Source organism: Micromonospora sp. WMMD987, assembly GCF_029581435.1.
Classification (GTDB): Bacteria; Actinomycetota; Actinomycetes; order Mycobacteriales; family Micromonosporaceae; genus Micromonospora; species Micromonospora rifamycinica.
In genome coordinates, this window is the sequence record NZ_CP120861.1 from 2,168,597 (window position 1) to 2,188,688 (window position 20,092).

16 protein-coding genes are annotated in these 20,092 nt (G+C 72.2%); 10 read left to right on the top strand and 6 right to left on the bottom strand.

The features are described from left to right. Positions 1–11: 11 nt before the first annotated feature. The gene (locus O7612_RS09550) at positions 12–1,772 is read right to left on the bottom strand and encodes an ATP-binding protein (RefSeq protein WP_282272345.1); all 1,761 of its coding nucleotides are present in this window, start codon (positions 1,770–1,772) and stop codon (positions 12–14) included. A 182-nt stretch (positions 1,773–1,954) separates the two neighbouring features. Beyond that, positions 1,955–2,182: a hypothetical protein gene (locus tag O7612_RS09555; RefSeq protein WP_282272347.1), complete on the bottom strand. Its 228-nt coding sequence runs from the start codon at positions 2,180–2,182 to the stop codon at positions 1,955–1,957. Between the two features lie 32 nt (positions 2,183–2,214). Between O7612_RS09555 and O7612_RS09560 the strand changes: the two genes are divergently transcribed. Then, positions 2,215–3,756: a M4 family metallopeptidase gene (locus O7612_RS09560; RefSeq protein ID WP_282272351.1), complete on the top strand. Its 1,542-nt coding sequence runs from the start codon at positions 2,215–2,217 to the stop codon at positions 3,754–3,756. Positions 3,757–3,989: 233 nt separating this feature from the next. On the opposite strand, the gene O7612_RS09565 is transcribed toward O7612_RS09560, so the two are convergent. Further along, positions 3,990–4,775 (bottom strand): pyrimidine reductase family protein, encoded by a 786-nt coding sequence (locus tag O7612_RS09565; protein WP_282272352.1) that lies wholly within the window; start codon positions 4,773–4,775, stop codon positions 3,990–3,992. A gap of 150 nt (positions 4,776–4,925) precedes the next feature. On the opposite strand from O7612_RS09565, the gene O7612_RS09570 reads away from it, so the two are divergent. The 6 genes from O7612_RS09570 to O7612_RS09595 all read left to right on the top strand — a co-directional run bounded on the left by O7612_RS09570 (position 4,926) and on the right by O7612_RS09595 (position 11,532). Continuing rightward, complete coding sequence (locus O7612_RS09570; RefSeq protein ID WP_282272353.1) at positions 4,926–5,471, top strand: plasmid pRiA4b ORF-3 family protein; 546 nt, start codon at positions 4,926–4,928, stop codon at positions 5,469–5,471. Between the two features lie 262 nt (positions 5,472–5,733). Next, complete coding sequence (locus O7612_RS09575) at positions 5,734–7,026, top strand: extracellular solute-binding protein (protein ID WP_282272355.1); 1,293 nt, start codon at positions 5,734–5,736, stop codon at positions 7,024–7,026. Between the two features lie 115 nt (positions 7,027–7,141). Then, complete coding sequence (locus O7612_RS09580; protein ID WP_282272357.1) at positions 7,142–8,110, top strand: sugar ABC transporter permease; 969 nt, start codon at positions 7,142–7,144, stop codon at positions 8,108–8,110. Between the two features lie 10 nt (positions 8,111–8,120). Further along, positions 8,121–8,963: a carbohydrate ABC transporter permease gene (locus tag O7612_RS09585; RefSeq protein WP_282272359.1), complete on the top strand. Its 843-nt coding sequence runs from the start codon at positions 8,121–8,123 to the stop codon at positions 8,961–8,963. Next, positions 8,960–10,393 (top strand): GH1 family beta-glucosidase, encoded by a 1,434-nt coding sequence (locus tag O7612_RS09590; protein WP_282272360.1) that lies wholly within the window; start codon positions 8,960–8,962, stop codon positions 10,391–10,393. The genes O7612_RS09585 and O7612_RS09590 overlap by 4 nt, the downstream gene beginning before the upstream one ends. Before the next feature lie 92 nt (positions 10,394–10,485). After that, the gene (locus O7612_RS09595; RefSeq protein ID WP_067310851.1) at positions 10,486–11,532 is read left to right on the top strand and encodes a LacI family DNA-binding transcriptional regulator; all 1,047 of its coding nucleotides are present in this window, start codon (positions 10,486–10,488) and stop codon (positions 11,530–11,532) included. A 103-nt stretch (positions 11,533–11,635) separates the two neighbouring features. Here the strand turns inward: O7612_RS09595 and O7612_RS09600 are convergent, their stop codons facing one another. Further along, entirely contained in the window at positions 11,636–12,847 is a 1,212-nt protein-coding gene (locus O7612_RS09600; RefSeq protein ID WP_282272362.1) for an acyl-CoA dehydrogenase family protein, read from the bottom strand. Continuing rightward, positions 12,847–13,929 carry a phosphotransferase family protein gene (locus O7612_RS09605; protein ID WP_282272363.1) on the bottom strand — a complete coding sequence of 361 codons (1,083 nt, stop codon included), beginning with the start codon at positions 13,927–13,929 and terminating at the stop codon, positions 12,847–12,849. Before O7612_RS09605 ends, O7612_RS09600 begins: the two co-directional genes overlap by 1 nt. 152 nt (positions 13,930–14,081) lie before the next feature. Here O7612_RS09605 and O7612_RS09610 point away from each other — a divergent pair, with 152 nt between their 5' ends. Both O7612_RS09610 and O7612_RS09615 read left to right on the top strand, forming a co-directional pair. Beyond that, positions 14,082–14,783 (top strand): amino acid-binding protein, encoded by a 702-nt coding sequence (locus O7612_RS09610; RefSeq protein WP_282272364.1) that lies wholly within the window; start codon positions 14,082–14,084, stop codon positions 14,781–14,783. A gap of 89 nt (positions 14,784–14,872) precedes the next feature. Next, complete coding sequence (locus O7612_RS09615; RefSeq protein WP_282273858.1) at positions 14,873–15,997, top strand: GNAT family N-acetyltransferase; 1,125 nt, start codon at positions 14,873–14,875, stop codon at positions 15,995–15,997. Between the two features lie 245 nt (positions 15,998–16,242). On the opposite strand, the gene O7612_RS09620 is transcribed toward O7612_RS09615, so the two are convergent. After that, the gene (locus tag O7612_RS09620) at positions 16,243–16,647 is read right to left on the bottom strand and encodes a VOC family protein (RefSeq protein WP_282272368.1); all 405 of its coding nucleotides are present in this window, start codon (positions 16,645–16,647) and stop codon (positions 16,243–16,245) included. Between the two features lie 312 nt (positions 16,648–16,959). On the opposite strand from O7612_RS09620, the gene O7612_RS09625 reads away from it, so the two are divergent. After that, complete coding sequence (locus O7612_RS09625) at positions 16,960–19,932, top strand: glycoside hydrolase family 9 protein (protein WP_282272369.1); 2,973 nt, start codon at positions 16,960–16,962, stop codon at positions 19,930–19,932. Positions 19,933–20,092 lie beyond the last annotated feature (160 nt).

The window sequence follows — 20,092 nt, forward strand, 5'->3', positions numbered from 1 at the left end:
CTGTCGGCCCCCTAGAACGGGATGTCGTCGTCGACGCCGCCCGAGCCGACCACCGCGAACGGATCGACCGAGCCGGTGATCGAGCGCAGTGTCTCCGACGGTGCCCGCCCGGCCTCGGAGACCCGGGTCGCCCAGGCCGGGAAGGGGAACTCCAGGCAGAGCGGGACCGGGATGTCCGGCTGGTTGACGAACATCGTGCCGGGCTTGGCCAGCAGGGCGCGTTGCCGCTGGGCCGGCGGCAGGAAGCCGTACTCGGGGCGGGAAGCCTCGGCCGGGTCGAGCCGCCCCACCACCCGGATCGCCGAGTTGGTGACGATCCGGCGCTCCACCTCGCTCGCGGTCTGCTGCGCGCCGACCAGGATCACCCCGAGCGAGCGGCCCCGTTCGGCGATGTCGAGCAGCACCTCCTTGATCGGGGAGGAGCCCTCCCGGGGGGCGTACTTGTTCAGCTCGTCGAGGACGACGAAGAGCAGCGGCTTGGCGGTGCCGGCCTTCTCCTTGCGCTCGAACTCGCCGCGCAGCGTCACGCCGACCACGAAGCGCTGCGCGCGGTCCGGGAGGTTGTGCAGGTCGACCACGGTGACCTGGGCGCTCTCGGCGGTGTTGATCGCGTGTGGGCGGCGGGTGGCCAGGTCGCCCCGGATCAGCCGACCGAGGTCCTTCTTGCTGCCGATCAGCCGCCGGGCGAAGGCGTTGACCGTGCCCAGGCCGACCGCGCTGCCCGCCCAGTCGCCCCGGGTCTCGTCGTCGTTGAGCTGCTCGACGACGTGGTCGACCAGGTCGGCGTAGGAGCCGAGGCGCACCCCGTCGACGCTGACCCCACCGTCGGCGGGCTGGGCGTGGCGGGCCAGGTGGGCGGTGACCGAGTGGACCACCATCGTGTACTGCTGGCGCTCGTCGTCGGCGTCGGCGAAGACGTACGGCAGGAGGCGGTCGGCGCAGAACTCGCTCAGCGTCCAGTAGAAGGCGTCGACGCCGGTGAGCCGGCTGCTCACGTCGGGGGTGCCGGTGGGGTCGCCGACCCGGGGCGGGGCGTACACCCGCACGTCGGGGAAGGCCCCGGCGGCCAGCCCCAGCTTCGCGTACGCGGCCCGGGTGGGCTCGTCGAGGCGGGCGTTGGGGTGGTCGAGGAAGAGCAGGTCCTCGCCCTTGACGTTGAAGATGAGCGCCTTGGCGTTGACCGCGTCGCCGCCGAGCACGCCGGAGCGGAAGACCGAGTAGAGCAGGAAGGTGGCGAAGCTGGTCTTGGTGGCCACCCCGGAGATGCCGGAGATCGACACGTGCGCGCCCCGGCTGCCGTCGAGGAAGTCGGCGTTGAGGTAGACCGGCACGCCGTCGCGTCCCATCCCCATCGGGATCCGCCGTTCCATCCGGTCGAAGTGCAGAGCGCGGGCCCGGGCGTCGCCCTCGGCCCGGTGCACGGTGGCGCCCGGCGCGGGTGGCACGTACAGCTCGGGGTCGACCCGGGTGGTGGTGATCTCGGCGGCCTCCTGCACCTGGGCCGGGAGGGTGCCGTCGGCGATGGCGAAGACGTCCGACTCGAACTGGGCGCCCTCGTGCCGGGCCCGGACCTGGGTGACCACCCCGGCGATGGTGACCGGTTCCCGGTCGGGCAGCTCACGGCGGGTGACCACCACGTCGTCGAGTTGGAGGTAGCTGCCGGGCGAGACGGCCGTCCAGAACTGCAACGGGGTGGCGTCGGCGGTGCCGAGCACCCGGCCGACGGGCTCGCCGGGGCTGTCGATCCGGCCGTCGATCCGGTCGTCGGTCATCCGCGGGCTCCGGTCAGCTGGTCGTCTCGGTCAGGGCGCACGCCCTGCATCCTGCCCGAGGAGTGCGACAGGTTGCCACGCGACGCGGCGTGCGCCACCGGCGGGCCGGCGGTCCGGTCCGGCGGGTGGCGACGCCGACGAGGCCCTCGGTGACCGCCGGGGAGCGGGCGGTCACCGAGGGTTCACCCGTCGGTGGTCGGTGGCGGTGTTTCGGCAGGTGGCGGCGGCACCCGGAAATTCGTCGAAAAATTCCTCACCTTGGGCGTGACGGAAACCGGCCGACTGGGCTCAGAATAGCCACAGTCGACATCGAGGATCTTCTGTCCTTCGATGTTGACCGCCACGCCCGTAACCTGCGGACACGTGGCCGGCCCGCGGTCCATCACCGCCGGGTCCTCGTCAGTCGGCACCCCCCCGACTGTCCCTGTGGAGGCAGAACCCGATGCGTCGAACCCCCCTGATGAGCGGCCTCGCCACGGCCGCTCTCCTGGCCACCGCCGTCACGGTCCCCACCGCGGCCAGCGCCGCCCCCGCCGCCCCCGCCGACCCGTTCGGCCGCGCGGTGGCCCAGATCGAGGCCCACTCCGGTGCCGCCCTCGCCACCGACGGGCAGACGTTCACCCCGCGTGGCGTGGTGACCGACGACGACGGCACCCGGCACGTCCGGCTCAACCGCTACTCCGACGGCCTGCCCGTGCTCGGCGGCGACCTGGTCGTCCGGCTGGGCAAGGGTGACGTCTGGCAGGGTGTGACCCACCGCCTCGCCGAGGCCCCGCAGCGCGCCCCGAAGGCCAAGCTCAGCGAGGCCGCCGCCGGCAAGATCGCGTACGCCGCCTCGACCGCCACCGGCCGGTCGGTCGCCGGCGCCCAGCTCGTCTTCGACGCGGGCGACACCGCGACCGTCCTCGCCTACGAGGTGGTGGTGGGCGGCACCCACGCCGACGGCACCCCGAGCGAGCTGCACGTGCTGGTGGACGCCACCACCGGCGCGGTCCGCGACTCGTGGGAGGGCGTGCAGCGGGAGGGCACCGGCAACACCTTCCACTCCGGCACGGTCTCGGTCGGCAGCACCCAGTCGGGCAGCACCTACCAGCTCGCCGACCCGGCCCGGGGCAACCACCGCACCTATGACCTCAACGGTCGGACCTTCGGCACCGGCACCCTGGTCGCCAGCACCACCAACGTGTTCGGCGACGGCACCCTGAGCAACCGGCAGACCGCCGCCGCCGACGCCGCCTTCGGTGCGCAGAAGACCTGGGACTACTACAAGAGCGCGCACGGCCGCAACGGCATCCGCAACGACGGCGTCGGCGCGTACAGCCGGGTGCACTACAGCAGCAACTACGCCAACGCCTTCTGGCAGGACTCCTGCTTCTGCATGACCTACGGCGACGGCGGCTCCGGCTGGTACCCGCTGACCTCGCTGGACGTGGCCGGGCACGAGATGACCCACGGCGTCACCAGCAACACCGCCGGGCTGCGGTACAGCGGCGAGTCGGGCGGTCTCAACGAGGCCACCAGCGACATCTTCGGCACCCTGGTCGAGTTCTACGCGGCCAGCGCCAAGGACCCGGGCGACTACCTGATCGGCGAGAAGCTGCGCAGCACCGGCGCACCGCTGCGCTACATGGACAAGCCCTCCAAGGACGGCAAGTCGGCGGACTGCTGGAGCAGCTCGGTGGGCGGCCTGGACGTGCACTACTCCTCGGGCGTGGCGAACCACTTCTTCTACCTGCTCGCGGTGGGTAGCGGCACCTCGTCGTACGGCACCAGCACGACCTGCAACGGCACCACGGTCGCCGGCATCGGCAACACCAAGGCCGGGGCGATCTGGTACCGGGCGCTGACCCGCTACATGACCTCCACCACCAACTACAAGGGCGCCCGCACCGCGACCCTGTCGGCCGCCACCGACCTGTACGGCAGCACCAGCACCGAGTACAAGGCGGTCGCCGCGGCCTGGGCGGCCGTGAGCGTCAGCTGATTGCCCGGCCGGTGTCGACGGCCGCTGCTGGCGTCGACACCGGTCCGCTCGTCCGAGGGGCGTGGCCACACCGGTCGGTGTGCCACGCCCCTCGCCGTGTGCGGCACCCGCACGGCGGGCCGATGGTCGTCGGGTCGACGGCGGTGCCCCGCACGGCGGGCCGGTGGCCGTCGGGTCGACGGCGGCATCCGGCGGCGGGCCGGTGACGCCGGGTCGGACCACCGACGGCGGGGTCAGCCGGCGGGCGCGGCCCCGGCGGGCGGCGGACCGGGCACGTCGCGGGCGTAGCGCAGCATGAGCACGCCGTCCGCGGCGGCCAGGGTGTGTCGCAGCGGCAGCGACCGGGGTGTGCTGCCCGGACCGGCCGTGATCCGTCCCGGACCGGCCCCGGCCAGCACCGGCGCGACGGTCAGGCAGAGTTCGTCGACGAGGTCCGCCGAGGTGAGCGCGCCGAACAGGTGCGGTCCACCCTCGCAGAGCAGCTGCCCCAGCCCGCGGCGGCGCAGGTCGGCCAGGCCGGCGGCGAGGTCGACGGTGTCCCGGCCGACCCGGACCAGGTCGACGGCGGCGGTGAGGCCGGGCGGCGCGACGGCCGTCTCGGTGGTCAGCACCACCGGGCGCACCGGGGCGTCGGCGAAGGCGGCCTGGGCCGGGTCGAGCCGCAGCGACCCGGAGACGACCACCAGGGTCGGGTACTCGGCCAGGCCGTGCGCGCGTCGCCAGGCCCGGCGCGGTTCGCTCAGCCGCACCGCCCGGTAGCCCTCGTGACGCAGCGTGCCGGCGGCCACCAGCAACCCGTCGCAGAGCATCCGGAGCAGCCCGAAGACCCGTTTGTCCGGCGGCCCGGAGAGCCCGGCGGAGTAGCCGTCGAGGGTGACCGCCCCGTCGGCGCTGGCGACGAAGTTGACCCGCAGCCAGGGGGCGTCGGCGCGGGCGTAGAGCGCGGTCAGTTCGGCGTCGTCGAGCGGGCCGCTGGCCGGCGCCGGCCAGATCCGCCGGACCGGGGTTCCGTCGTTCATCCGTCGGCCGGACCGGTGACCACCGGGGTGGGTGCGGGGGTACGGTGCTGACAGTCGCACCACTGCCGGCCGGGGCACTCGTCGTGCCGCTGTCGTCGGCACGCTCGACAGATCATGCGGGCAGCCTATGCGGTGGGTGGAGGGGTCAACATGCCACGTCGGATCTTCCAGCTGAAGGTGTCCCTCTGCGGGGTCGACCCGTCGATCTGGCGGCGGGTGCTGGTCCCCGGCGGCTACACCCTGGACCGGTTGCACCGGGTGGTGCAGCACGCCATGGGCTGGCGGGACTGTCGCCTGCACGCGTTCGAGATCGACGGGGTGCAGTACGGCGAACCCGACCCGGACGCCGAGCCGGCGGTCCGCGACGAGCTGGACACCCGACTGGACGCGGTGGCCGGCCGGGGCAGCCGGTTCCGTTACCTCTACGACTTCGGTGACTGGTGGGAGCACGACCTGGTGGTGGAGGACGTCCTCGCCGCCGACCCGGGCGAGCGCTATCCGAGCTGCCCGCAGGGGGAGCGGGCCGGGCCGCCGGAGGGCGTCGGCGGGCCGGCCGGGCAGGCGCTGCTGCTGGCCGCGCTGACCGATCCGCACCATCCGGAGCACGCCACGATGCGGGACTGGGTGGGCGGGCGGTACGACCCGGCGGCCTTCGACGCGGCCCGGACGACCGTGCTGCTGCGCCGGTTCTGCTGACCCCCGCCGCGCGGGTGCGGACGGCGGTCATCGTGCGGAGTGGGATAAACGCCATAGCTGGTAACGATATGGGAACGCTCCCAACGGTCTATTGACACCCCCGACACCTCCCGGCAATCTCATGGGAGCGTTCCCAAGGGCGTGGTGCGGATCACCCGAGACCACCTCCGACGGACCGGCGGTGGACGTCGGACCGGCCCGGGACGCACAGCGGCACCCCCCACCACACACCACCCAGCCTCACCATCGAAAAGGGGTCAGGATGAGCGTCACCACGCGGCGTAACCGCTTCGCGGTCGCCGCCCTGGCCGCGGTCACCGCCATCGGCGGTCTCGCGGCCTGCGGCAAGGACGACGAGCCGAAGCAGTCCGGCGAAAAGCCCAGCAAGCTGGTCGTCGACACCTTCGGTGAGTTCGGCTACGACGAGATCGTCAAGCAATACGAGAAGGACACCGGCATCAAGGTGGAGCTGCGCAAGACCGCGCAGCTCAACGAGTACCGGCCGAAGGTGGTCCGGGCGCTGGCCACCGGCAAGGGCGCGGCGGACGTGACTGCGCTCGAAGAGGGCATCCTCAACGAGTTCAAGACCAACCCGGCCAACTGGGCCGACCTGACGCCGCTGGTGGCCGACCACAGCAAGGAATACCTGCCGTGGAAGTGGGAGCTGGGCAAGGCGGCGGACGGCCGGCTGATCGGCCTGCCCACCGACGTCGGCAGCCTCGGCGTCTGCTACCGCAAGGACCTGTTCAAAGCGGCCGGTCTGCCGACCGAGCGGGACCAGGTGGCGGCGCTCTGGCCGGACTGGAACGCCTTCATCGAGACCGGCAAGAAGTACCGGCAGGCCACCAACAAGGGCCTGATCGACTCGGCCACCACCGCGGCCAGCGCGGTCATGGTCCAGCAGGGCGGTGACCTCTTCTACGACAAGGAAGACAACGTCATCGCCGACAAGAGCGCCGCGGTGAAGACCGCGTGGGACACCGCGGTCGCGATGTCCGACGCGAAGATCTCCTCCAAGAGCGCCACCTGGTCGCCCGAGTGGTCGGCCGGCTTCAAGCAGGGCACCTTCGCGGCCACCTTCTGCCCGTCGTGGATGCTCGGTATCGTCGCCGACAACTCCGGCCCGGAGAACAAGGGCAAGTGGGACCTGGCGCCGGTTCCCGGCGGCGCGGGCAACTGGGGCGGCTCCTGGCTGGCCGTGCCGGCCCAGAGCAAGTACCAGAAGGAAGCGGCCAAGCTCGCCGAGTACCTGACCAACGCGAAGAGCCAGGTCGAGGCGTTCAAGCTCAAGGGCCCGCTGCCGACCAACCTCGAGGCGCTGAAGAACCCGGACTTCACCAGCTACACCAACGAGTACTTCAGCGGCGCGCCGACCGGCAAGATCTTCGGTGAGAGCGTCGAGAAGATCCAGCCGCTGCACCTCGGCCCGAAGCACCAGGCGATCAAGGAGAACGCGTTCGAGCCGGCCCTGCGCTCGTACGAGAACGGGCAGTCCCCCAAGGACAAGGCCTGGGAGCAGTTCCTCAAGGACGCCAAGACCCAGGGCGCCTTCTGATCACTGCACCACCACCGGCGGTGGCGTCCGGGCATGTCCCGGGCGCCACCAATGGCGTCCCGTTCCACGTACCGCCCGCCTCACCGGCCCCGCCGGAGCCGGGAAAGGACCCCGCATGAGCCTCTCGGCCACGACGGCGCCGCCGTCGCCCAGCGCACCACCCCCCACACCTCCCCGGCGGCGCAGCCGGGCGATCACGCTGAACCGCCTCGACCTGAAGGTCTCCCCGTACCTCTACATCGCCCCGTTCTTCGTGGTCTTCGGCATCTTCGGGTTCTACCCGATGCTGCGCACCGCCTGGATGTCGCTGCACGACTGGGACCTCATCGGCGACCACACCTTCATCGGTCTCGACAACTACACCCGGTTGTTCACCGACGAGTACTTCTGGAACGCGACGATCAACACGTTCGGCATCTTCATCCTGTCGACCGTTCCGCAGTTGCTGCTGGCGCTGTTCCTGGCCACCATGCTCAACCGCACCTTCCTGCGGGCCCGGACGCTGTTCCGGATGGCCATCTTCATGCCCAACGTGGTCTCCGTCGCCGCCGTGGCGATCGTCTTCGGCATGCTGTTCCAGCGCGACTTCGGCCTGATCAACTGGGCACTCAGCCTGGTCGGCGTCGACGCGGTCGACTGGGACGCCCAGAAGTGGAGCTCCTGGACGGCCATCGCCTCGATGGTCAACTGGCGGTGGACCGGCTACAACACGCTGATCCTGCTGGCCGGCATGCAGGCCATCCCGAAGGACCTCTACGAGGCCGCCGCGATCGACGGCGCCAACCAGTGGAAGCAGTTCTGGCGGATCACCCTGCCGATGCTGACCCCGACCTTCGTCTTCGTGGTCACCCTGTCCACCATCGGTGGACTCCAGCTCTTCACCGAGCCGCTGGTCTTCGCCAACGGCAACATCATCGGTGGCGACCAGCGCGAGTTCCAGACCCTGGCCATGTACATGTACGAACTCGGCATCGAGAACCTCAGTTCCGCCGGCTACGGCGCCGCGGTGGCCTGGGCCATGTTCGTCATGATCGCCCTGGTCTCGCTGGTGAACTTCCTGCTCGTCCGCCGTTCGGTGAAGTGAGGACCGCGCCGTGAACAAGGCATCCCAGCGCCTCTGGCGCACCAGTCCGCTGCTCTACATCGCGCTCGTCGTCGCGGTGCTCTTCTCGGTCTACCCCTTCTACTACATGGTGGTCATCGCCACCCGTAGCCTCGACCAGATCAACGACGTGCCACCGCCGTTCACCCCCGCGGGCGAGTTCGGCGCGAACTTCGGCCGGGTGCTCGACAACGACGCGGCGAACTTCCTCACCGGCCTGCTCAACTCGGTGATCGTCTCCGCGGTGGTCACCGTCTCGGTGGTGATCACCGGTTCGCTGGCCGGGTTCGCCTTCGCCAAGCTGCGGTTCCGGGGCCGCAACGCCCTGCTGCTGACGATCATCGTGACCATGATGATCCCGACCCAGCTCGGCCTGATCCCGCTCTGGGGCATGATCCAGGACTTCGGCTGGTACGACACCCTCCTCGCGGTGACCGTGCCCTTCCTGGTCAGCGCCTTCGGCGTGTTCATGATGCGGCAGTACGCCATCCAGGCGATCTCCGACGAGCTGATCGAGGCCGGTCGGGTCGACGGCGCCAGCACCTTCCGGATCTTCTGGAACATCGTGCTGCCGGCGCTGCGCCCCGCCGCCGCCGTGCTCGGCCTGCTCACCTTCATGGAGACCTGGAACTCCTACCTCTGGCCGTACGCCGTGCTCACCCCCGAGAACCCGACCCTGCAGGTGTCGCTGGCGTTCCTGTCCTACGCCTACTACACCGACTACTCGCAGGTGTTCGCCGCGACCGCCATCGGCACCGTGCCGTTGGTGATCGTGTTCATCCTGTTCGGCCGCCAGATCATCGGCGGCATCATGGAAGGTGCCGTCAAGTCGTGAGCAACCCGACCCACCCGCCCGCCGTCGGCGTACTCGACCAGGGGCCGGAACCGACCTTCCCGCCCGGCTTCCTGTGGGGCGCGGCGACCGCCGCGTACCAGATCGAAGGGGCCGCCGCCGAGGGCGGCCGGACCCCGTCGATCTGGGACACGTTCAGTCACACCGAAGGGCGGGTGGTCGGCGGGCACACTGGCGACGTGGCCTGCGACCACTACCACCGGATGCCCGACGACGTCCGGCTGATGGCCGAGCTGGGCCTCAAGTCGTACCGGTTCTCCGTCTCCTGGCCGCGGGTGCAGCCGGGTGGCTCCGGCGCGGCCAACCAGGAGGGCCTGGACTTCTACCGGCGGCTCGTCGACGAGCTGCTGGCCAACGGCATCGAGCCGTGGCTCACCCTCTACCACTGGGACCTGCCCCAGCCGCTGGAGGACCTCGGTGGCTGGCCGGTGCGGGACACCGCCGCCCGGTTCGCCGACTACGCCGCCCTGGTCGCCGACGCCGTCGGGGACCGGGTGAAGTACTGGACCACGCTCAACGAGCCCTGGTGCTCGGCCTTCCTCGGCTACGGCTCCGGGGCGCACGCCCCCGGCCGGTCGAACGGGGCGGACGCGGTCCGGGCCGGGCACCACCTCATGCTCGGCCACGGGCTCGCCGTGCAGGCACTACGGGCGACGCTGCCGCAGGCCCAGCTCGGCGTCACGGTCAACCTCTACCCGGTCACCCCGGCCAGCGACGCGCCCGCCGACGTGGACGCCGCCCGTCGGATCGACGGGTTGGCCAACCGGTTCTTCCTCGACCCGATGCTGCGGGGGTCGTACCCGACGGACCTGGTCGACGACCTGAGCAAGGTGACCGATTTCGGACACGTCCGCGACGGTGACCTGGAGATCATCTCCACCCCGCTGGACCTGGTCGGGATCAACTACTACAGCCGGCACGTGGTGGCCGCGCCGGTGCCCGGCGAGGAGCCGGAGAAGTACTGGCGGGCGCCGTCCTGCTGGCCGGGCAGCGAGGACGTCCGGTTCGTCACCCGGGGAGTCCCGGTCACCGACATGGACTGGGAGATCGACGCCCCGGGCCTGGTGGAGACGCTGCGCCGGGTGCACGAGGAGTACACCGACCTGCCGCTCTACGTCACCGAGAACGGCTCGGCGTTCGTCGACACGGTGCAGGACGGTCGGGTCGACGACGTCGACCGGTTGGCGTACTTCGACGCCCACCTGCGGGCCTCGCACGAGGCGATTGCGGCAGGAGTGCCCCTGCGGGGCTACTTCGCCTGGTCGCTGATGGATAATTTCGAGTGGGCCTGGGGTTACACCAAGCGCTTCGGGATGGTCTGGATCGACTACGACACCCAGGACCGTATCCCCAAGTCCAGCGCCAGGTGGTACGCCGAGGTGATCCGACGCAACGGTCTGGCCGCACAATAGGCAGAGGCCAGCCAGTATTCCGGACGGCCCCGCCGTGCCGCCCGCCCCCGGGGGCGGCCGGCGGGGACCGTCCGACGTCGGAGGAGCAGACGATGACAACGCAACGCACCCGGTCACTCGGGCGCCCGACCCTCGACGCGGTCGCCGCTCGCGCGGGTGTCGGGCGGGGCACGGTCTCCCGGGTGGTCAACGGCTCACCCCAGGTCAGTCCGGAGGCGCGGGCCGCCGTCCAACAGGCCATCGCCGAGCTGGGGTACGTCCCGAACCGGGCGGCACGGGCCCTGGTCACCCAGCGGACCGACTCGGTGGCCCTGGTGGTCTCCGAGTCGGGGGAGCGGGTCTTCACCGAGCCGTTCTTCGCCGGCATTGTCCGGGGCGTCAGCTCCGGCCTGCTGGAGACGCCGCTGCAACTCTGGCTCGCCATGGTGCAGTCCCCGATCGAACGGGAACGGGTGGAGAACCACCTGACCAACCAGCACGTCGACGGGGTCCTGCTGCTGTCGCTGCACGACTCCGACCCGCTGCCCACCCTGCTCGAGGAGCGCGACCTGCCCACCGTGCTGGGCGGTCGACCGGCCCGGATGCTGCGGCCCGGCGCCCGGCCGTCCTGGTTCGTCGACGTCGACAACGTCGGTGGCGCCCGCAAGGCCGTGGAGCACCTGGCCCGGCGGGGGCGGCGGCGGATCGCCACCATCGCCGGCACCCAGGACATGGGCGTCGGTCTGGCCCGGCTGGTCGGCTACCGGGAGGCCGTGGAGGCCACCATCGGCGGACTCGACCCCCGCATGATCGCGTACGGGGACTTCAGCGAGGGCAGCGGCGCGGCCTGCATGAGGCGACTGCTGGACGCCTGCCCCGAACTGGACGCCGTCTTCGTCGCCTCCGACCTGATGGCGTTCGGCGCGCTGCGCACGCTGCGCGAGGCGGGCCGTCGGGTGCCCGAGGACGTGGCGATCATCGGGTTCGACGACTCCCCGGTCGCCCAGCAGGCCGACCCGCCGCTGACCACGGTCTTCCAGCCGGTGGAGGAGATGGGCCGGCAGATGGCCCGGTTGCTGGTGGCCCGGATCCGGGGCGACGACGTGCCCACCCCGCACCTGCTGCTGGACACCGAGCTGATTCAGCGTGCCTCCACCTGAAGCGCTTCGACAGCCCCCGCGGGCGCGCTCGACCCGGCCGCCGCTGTCGCGCCGGCCCGCAAGCTCCGACAGGTAGACCGGCCGACCCGCCGGGACAGCCGGGTCAGGACCAGCGACGCAGTTCCCGTTTGGCCAGCGACGACCGGTGCACCTCGTCGGGGCCGTCGGCGAGCCGCAGGGTGCGGGCCTGGGCCCACAGCCCGGCGAGCGGGGTGTCCTGGCTGACCCCCGCGCCGCCGTACCCCTGGATCGCCTTGTCGATCACCCACTCGGCCATCGCCGGCGTGGCGATCTTGATGGCCTGGATCTCGGTGTGCGCGCCCTTGTTGCCGACCGTGTCCATCAGCCAGGCGGTCTTGAGCACCAGCAGCCGGGCCTGCTCGATCCGCACCCGGGACTCGGCGATCCACTCCCGGACCACGCCCTGCTCGGCCAGCGGCCGGCCGAACGCGACCCGCTGGTTGGCCCGTCGGCAGAGCAGTTCCAGAGCCCGCTCGGCCATCCCGACCAGCCGCATGCAGTGGTGGATCCGGCCCGGTCCGAGCCGGGCCTGGGCGATGGCGAACCCGGCCCCCTCGACACCGATCAGGTTCTCCGCCGGCACCCGGACGTCGGTGAAGTCGATCTCGGCGTGGCCGCCGTGCGGGGCGTCGGAGTAGCCGAAGACGGTCATCCCCCGGCGGACGTGCACCCCGGGGGTGTCCCGGGGGACCAGCACCATGCTCTGCTGGCGGTGCCGGTCGGCGGTCGGATCGGTCTTGCCCATCACGATGAAGATCTCGCAGCGCGGGTCCATCGCCCCGGACGACCACCACTTGCGTCCGTTGATCACGTACTCGTCGCCGTCGCGGACGATCCGGGTGGCGATGTTGGTGGCGTCGGACGAGGCCACCTCCGGCTCGGTCATGCAGAACGCGGAGCGGATCCGGCCCGCCAGCAGGGGGGTGAGCCACCGTTCCCGCTGGGCCTCGGTGCCGAACTCGGCCAGCAGCTCCATGTTGCCGGTGTCCGGGGCGGCACAGTTGACCGCCTCCGGGGCCAGGTGCGGGCTGCGTCCGGTCAGCTCGGCGAGCGGGGCGTACTGGAGGTTGGTCAGCCCGGCACCGTAGCGCGGGTCGGGCAGGAAGAGGTTCCACAGGCCGCGTTGACGGGCCTCGACCGTCAACCCGTCGAGCACCGGGGACCGCGCCCACGGGTCACCCGCCGCGGCGACCTGCTCGGCGTGGACCGGCTCGGCCGGCAGGACGCACTCGTCCAGGAACGCGCCGAGCCGTTCGCACAGCTCGACGGTGCGCGCGTCGTACCCGAAGTCCATCAGTGCTCCCCGATCGCCCGTAGGCCGTGTGCGACCAGCGGCGGCACCATGTCGCCGATCCGGTCGAACCCACCGCCGAGGGTCTGCCCGAGGGTGTGCCGGTAGTGGATGCCCTCGCAGATCACCGCGAGCTTGAAACAGCCGAGGGCCAGGTGCCAGTGCAGCGGCCCCACGTCGACGTCGCTGCGCCCGGCGTACCGCTCGATCAGCTCGCCGCCGGTGGGGAAACCCGCGCGCGGGCCGAGCCCGTCGGCGACCGGGTTGCCCTCGGCCAGGTCGCTGTCGCCGAGCACGTCCCAGTAGGTCAGCAGCAGCCCCAGGTCGGCCAGCGGGTCGCCGAGGGTGGCCATCTCCCAGTCCAGCACCGCCCGGACCGACACCGGGTCGACGGTGGTGAGCAGGTTGTCCAGCCGGAAGTCGCCGTGCACGATCCGCCCGGCGTTCACCCCCTCGGGCACCGAGGCGGCGAGCGCGTCGCGCAGTTCGTCCACCCCGGGCAGCTCCCGGCTGCGGGACCGGTCGAGCTGGCCGCCCCAGCGCCGCACCTGCCGGCCGAGGTAGCCCTCGGGGCGGCCGAAGTCGGCCAGCCCCACCTCGCCGGGGTCGACGGTGTGCAGCGCGGCGAGGGTGTCCATCATCGCCCAGGCCAGGTCGCGGCGCTGCCGGTCGGTGAGCGGGTCGGTCTGCGCCCGGGTGCGCAGCACCTCGCCCGGCACCCGCTGCATCAGGTAGAACGGTGCCCCGATCACCGCCGGGTCGGCGCAGCTCAGCAGCGCCTCGGGCACCGGTACGGCGGTCGGCGCGAGCGCGGAGATCACCCGGTGCTCCCGGGCCATGTCGTGCGCGGTGGCCAGCACGTGCCCCAGCGGTGGGCGACGCAGCACCACCTCGCGCGCACCGCAGCGCAGCAGGTAGGTCAGGTTGGACTTGCCGCCGGTGATCAGGCTGGCCCGCAGCGGCCCGTCGGCCAGCTCCGGCCGGTGGACGGCCAGCCAACCGGCGAGCCGGTCGAGGTCCAGCCCCGGCGGCGACCCGGCCGGCGGCGCACCGTCGGCGGACGCGTCGACGGCCGGCTCGGTCATCCGGATAGTTGATGGCAGGTCAGCCCGGTTGTCAAGGTCAGCGATTTTCCGCCCGGGACATGCCGCGGCAACAGGGGCGAAATGGTCAACCGGCAGGCTGGGAACCAGCCTGCCGGCCGTGTGCGGCCGGTCCGCCGAGCGGAGGGACAGACATGTTGCTGAGAGTTCGGGTGACCCTGCCGGACCGACCCGGGACACTCGGCCAGGTGGCCCGCACGCTCGGCGTCTCCGGCGCCGACATCGTCCAGGTCGTGGTGCTGGAACGGCTCGGTGGCCGGGCGGTCGACGACTTCACCGTGGTCTGGCCGGGCGCCGCCCGGGTGGAGGGCCTGCTCGCCGGGCTCGCCGCCATCCCCGGGGTACGCGTCGACGGGGTCTGGCGGGCGATCGGCGCCCCGACCACCACGGGCCAGGACGCCGAACTGCTCGCCCAGGTGGCGGCGAACCCCACCGACGGGGTGGCCACCCTGGTCGACGCGGTTCCCGGGCTGCTCGCCGCGGACTGGGCGGTGGCCGCCGTCGTGCCGGTGGACTGGGCCTCGCGGGCCGGTGCCGGAACGGCGACCGTCGGCCACGCCAGCTGGCGTGCCCCCGAGCCGCCCCGGCTGCCCGAGGTGACCCCGCTGCGGGCGCGCACCCTGACCATGGCCGACGGCACGCACTACGCGATCGCGCCGTTCGGCCGGGCCGGGCTGGTGCTGGTGGTCGCCCGGGACCACACCGAGCCGCTGACGGCCGCCGGGTTCCACGCCACCGAGGTGGACCGGCTCGCCCAGCTCGTCCGGGCCAGTGCGGTGATCCTCGGCGACCGGCTCGACCTGGTCGGCCCGCGGTCGGTGACCACCGTCACCTGACCTGGACGGATGGTTGCCGGTGGGACACCGCCGGGCAACGCCACGGCAACAGGCGCCGGGCAGGGTTCATGGTGGCGAAGGGAGTGGACATGGCGCTGTGGCGGATCCGGGCGACCGTGGACGACCGGCCGGGCTACCTGTCGGTCCTCACGGCCAGCCTCGCGTTGCGGGGGGTCAACATCCTCACCGTGCAGGTGCACACCACCGAGGTCGGCGCGGTGGACGACTTCCTCGTCGATGCGCCGGACACGATCGGCGAGGCGGATCTGATCGCCGCCGTCGAGCGGGGCCGGGGCCGGGACTGCTGGGTGGCGCGCACCGAGGCGCGCGGCCTGGTCGACCAGCCGACCCGGGCGCTGGGGCTCGCCACCCGGTTGGTCCGGGATCCGGAGCAGACCGGGGAGGTGCTCCGCGCCACGCTCGGGGTGGACGAGGTGATCTGGCGGCCGACGCCCGCCGCCGCGCACGACGCGGTCGGCACCACGACCATGCTGCTGACCGACCCGGCCGGCGGCTCGTACGAGCTGCGCCGGCAGGCACCCAGCTTCACCCCGGCGGAGTACGCGCGGGCGCAGGCGCTGGTGGAGCTGGCGGCGGCGGTGACCCGGCGGGAGGCCGACCGGGTGACCCTGGTGCTGCCCGACGGGGCGGAGCTGTCCGTCCGACCGGCGACCGCCGACGATCTGGCCGGCGTGGTGGAGCTGCACGAGGGCTGCTCGGCGCGGAGCCGGCAACGGCGGTACCTGAGCGGGGCGGCGCTGCCCTCGCCGACCCGGCTGCGCCGGCTGCTCGCACCGGCCCGGGGGCTGACCCTGGTGGCCACGACGACCGGCTCCGACGGGGCGGCGGAGTCGGTCGTCGCGCTGGCCAACCTGCTCGCCGAGGGTGACGAGGCGGAGGCGGCGCTGCTGGTCCGGGACGACTGGCAGCGACGTGGCCTGGGCACCGCGTTGCTGCGTCGGCTGCTGACGCACGCCGAGCGGGCCGGGTACGCGGCGCTGGTCCTGCACACCCAGGCGGAGAACGCACCGATGGTCCGGACGGTGGCCCGGCTGGGTCGGTCCGCGCCGGTCGAGCGGGACGGCGCGCTGCTCACCGTGACCGTTCCCCTGGTCGCCCGCGCCGGTGGCGGGCCGGTCGCCGACCCAGCCCCGCGGGACGGTGCGACGGTGGGCGGCCCCCGGCGGACCGACCCCGGCGGTGCGGTCCGCTGACTTCGCCGGAACCCGGAGCGGAACTTCAGAGACGACCCGTACGGCACCGGGCGGGGGCATTCCTTCCGGTGCACGGCCGAACTCCGATGCGGAGGACGGTGCACATGGGCAGGGCCCCCGGTGCGGGGGCCCTGCCCATGTGCGCGCCCACCCCGGTCGGTGGCCGGTGCGCCGGGCCGCGGGTGCCCGGGGCGGCTGGCCGGCTGGCCCGGCGGCTGACCGGCGTGCCGCCTTGGGGATGGTGATCAGCCGAAGAAGACCCCTGCCCGGCGGTGCCCGGAGACGCAGAACCGGTTTCCCTCGGTGTCGGCGAGGACGACGTACGGCAGTTGACCGGGCTCCGGTTCGGCCGGGTAGTGCGGCCAGTCGACCCGGGTGGCACCCAGTCCGACCAGCCGGTCGACCTCCTCGTCGAGGTCCCGGTCACCCGCGTCAAGGTCGAGGTGGGTACGGGGGAACTCGGACACCGGGCTGTCACTGACGTCCATGGCGAGCGCCACGCCGGTGGTGCCGGGTGGCGGCTCCAGCACGATCCACGCGTCCGCAGGGTAGCGGGGCGGGCGGCGGACGTACCCCAGCGCGGCGGCCCAGAACCGGCCGGCGCGGCGGTCGTCGGCCACCCCCAACGACACCTGTTCGATCATCGACATCGACCCAGGTTAGTCCGCGTGCCCCGCCCGGCGGCCCGGCGACCGGCTGCCACGGGCGCTCCGGGTGCGGCGGCGGGTCGGGGCGGCGGCGGGTCGGGGTGGCCCGGGCGTCCGCCGGGTTTCGTCGTGCCCGGCCCCTTCACAAACCCGTGACACAGTGATTACATTGGCGCACGTCCATGGGAGCGCTCCCGCGACTCCTGCGGCCCCCACCACCACCCGCCTCCGGCGGCCCCACCACCCGCGACGCCCCCGTCCCCGCGTCCGGTGGGCGCCGCCGGAGGCACCCCTCTATCGACAGGAGTTCCGCCCATGCAGCACCCGAACCGGCCCGGCCGGTCGGGCGGGGGCCGGCCCCGGCTCCGCCGCCTGCTCGCCGCCGGCGTCGCCCTGACCAGCGGCCTGGCCCTCGCCATCAGCTCGCTGCCGTCCCTCGCGGGGGCCGCGCCGGTCGCGGTCGACCGCGCCGACGTCGCGGGCACCGGCATGTTCAACTACCCCGAGGCGTTGCAGAAGTCGCTGCTGTTCTACGAGGCGCAGCAGTCCGGCAGGAAGCCGTCCTGGAACCGGGTCTCCTGGCGGGGCGACTCCGCGCTCACCGACGGGGCCGACGTCGGCGTGGACCTCACCGGCGGCTGGTACGACGCCGGTGACCACGTGAAGTTCGGCTTCCCGATGGCGTTCAGCGCCACCATGCTCGCCTGGGGCGCGGTCGAGTACCGCGACGGCTACGTCGCCGCCGGCCAGCTCACCCCGCTGCTGAACAACCTGCGCTTCGTCAACGACTACTTCATCAAGGCGCACCCCTCGGCGAACGTGCTCTACGGGCAGGTCGGCAAGGGCGACGACGACCACAAGTGGTGGGGTCCGGCCGAGGTGCTGCCGATGGCGCGGCCCGCGTACAGGATCGATGCGAGCTGCGGCGGCGCGGACCTGGCGGGGGAGACGGCGGCGGCGATGGCCGCGTCGTCGATGGTGTTCCGGCCCACCGACGCCGCCTACGCCGACAAGCTGCTCACCCACGCCAAGCAGCTCTACACGTTCGCCGACACCGTGCGTAAGAGCTACCACGAGTGCATCACCGACGCGACGAGCTTCTACAAGTCGTGGAGCGGTTACCAGGACGAACTGGTCTGGGGCGCGATCTGGCTGCACCGGGCCACCGGCGACGCGACCTACCTGGCCAAGGCCGAGAGCGAGTACGACAAGCTCGGCACCGAGCCGCAGTCCACCACCCGGTCCTACAAGTGGACGATCGCCTGGGACAACAAGCAGTTCGGGGCGTACGTGCTGCTGGCCAACCTGACCGGCAAGCAGAAGTACGTCGACGACGCCAACCGCTGGCTCGACTACTGGACGGTCGGCGTCAACGGCCAGAAGGTGCCCTACTCGCCGGGCGGGATGGCCGTCCTCGACTCCTGGGGCGCGCTGCGGTACGCCGCCAACACCAGCTTCGCCGCGCTGGTCTACAGCGACAAGACCACCGACGCCACCCGCAAGGCCCGGTTCCACGACTTCGCCGTCCGGCAGGTCAACTACGCGCTCGGTGACAACCCGCGCAAGTCCAGCTACATGATCGGGTTCGGCGTCAACGCGCCGAAGAACCCGCACCACCGCACCGCGCACGGCTCCTGGTGGGACAGCCAGACGGTGCCGGTGGAGACCCGGCACGTGCTCTACGGCGCGCTGGTCGGCGGCCCGTCGGCGGCCAACGACGCCTACAGCGACAGCCGGTCGGACTACGTGATGAACGAGGTCGCCACCGACTACAACGCCGGTTTCACCTCGGCCCTGGCCCGGCTCTCCCAGGAGTACGGCGGCACCCCGCTCGCCAACTTCCCCACCGCCGAGACCCCGGACATCGCCGAGCTGACCGTGGAGACCACCGTGATGCAGGCCGAGCCCCGGGCGACCGGGCTCAAGGCGGTCGTCTACAACAAGTCGGCGTTCCCGGCGCGGGCGCTGACCAACGGGAAGTTCCGCTACTACTTCCGCCCGGAGGGCAGCACCGCCGTCCAGGTCACCCCCGGCTACACCCAGGGGTGCCCGTCGCCGTCGGCCGCCAAGCAGCTCTCCGGCGACATCTGGTACGTCGAGGTGGACTGCACCGGCTACACGATCGCCCCGGCCGGGCAGTCGCAGCACCGGATGGAGGTGCAGTTCAAGATCGGCGTACCGGAGGGCGGCACCTGGGATCCGACCAACGACCCGTCGTACCAGGCCACCGCCGGCCCGAACCCGAAGGTGCCGCTGTACGCCGGGACCACCCGGGTCTGGGGTGACGAGCCGACCTCGACGCCGACGGACACCACCCCGCCCACCGTCCCCGGCACCCCGGTCGTCTCGGCGATCAGCCCCACCTCGGTCACGCTGACCTGGCCCGCGTCCACCGACACCGGCGGCAGCGGAGTGGCCGGCTACGACGTCGCGCACGAGACGGTCGGCAGCGACGTGATGATGTCGCACCGCACCACCACCAACAGCCTGACCCTGACCACCCTCTCGCCGGCCACCAACTACCGGTTCTCGGTCCTGGCCCGCGACGCCGCCGGCAACAGCTCGTTGTGGTCGTCGGCGCTCGCGGTGGCCACCCCGGCGGGCACCGGCCCGGACACCACCGGTCCGACCCCGCCCGGCACCCCGACCGCGTCGAACATCGGCGCGAACGGGCTTACCCTGAGCTGGACGCCCTCCACCGACAACGTCGGGGTGACCGGTTACCGGGTCTACAAGACGTCCTGGCCGGCCCATCTCGTCGTCGCCACGGGCACCGGCACCACCCAGCAGGTGACCGGGCTGACGGCGGACACGTCGTACGGGTTCTACGTGGTGGCGGTGGACGCCGCCGGTAACCCGTCCACCCCGTCGAAGACGCTCACTGTGCGGACCCTGCCGGGCACCTCGACGCCGACCCCGACGCCGACCGGCACGCCGACGCCCACCCCCACCCCGACGCTGCCCGCCTCGTCGTGCCGGGTGGGTTACACCACCAGCGACTGGACCAGCGGCTTCACCGCGAGCATCACCATCACCAACACCGGTACGACCGCGCTCACCGGTTGGAACCTGGCCTTCACCTTCCCGACCAGCGGTCAGAAGGTCGGTCAGGGCTGGTCGGCGACGTTCGCCCAGACCGGTGCGGCGGTCACCGCGACCAACATGAGCTACAACGGGGCGCTCGCCCCCGGCGCGTCCACCAGCATCGGGTTCAACGGCACCCACACGGGCAGCAACCCGAAGCCGACCACCTTCACCCTCAACGGGGCCGCCTGCACGGTCTCCTGACCCTCGACCCGACGTGGCCGGCACCCCACCCGGGTGACCGGCCACGTCGCGTCGGGCCGTCCGATCGTGGTCCCGTGCCCCCGCGTGCCGGCAAAAATTGTCCCGAAACTTTTCCGAAACATCTTTGTCGGACCGGTGCGGGATGGAAACATCGACGACA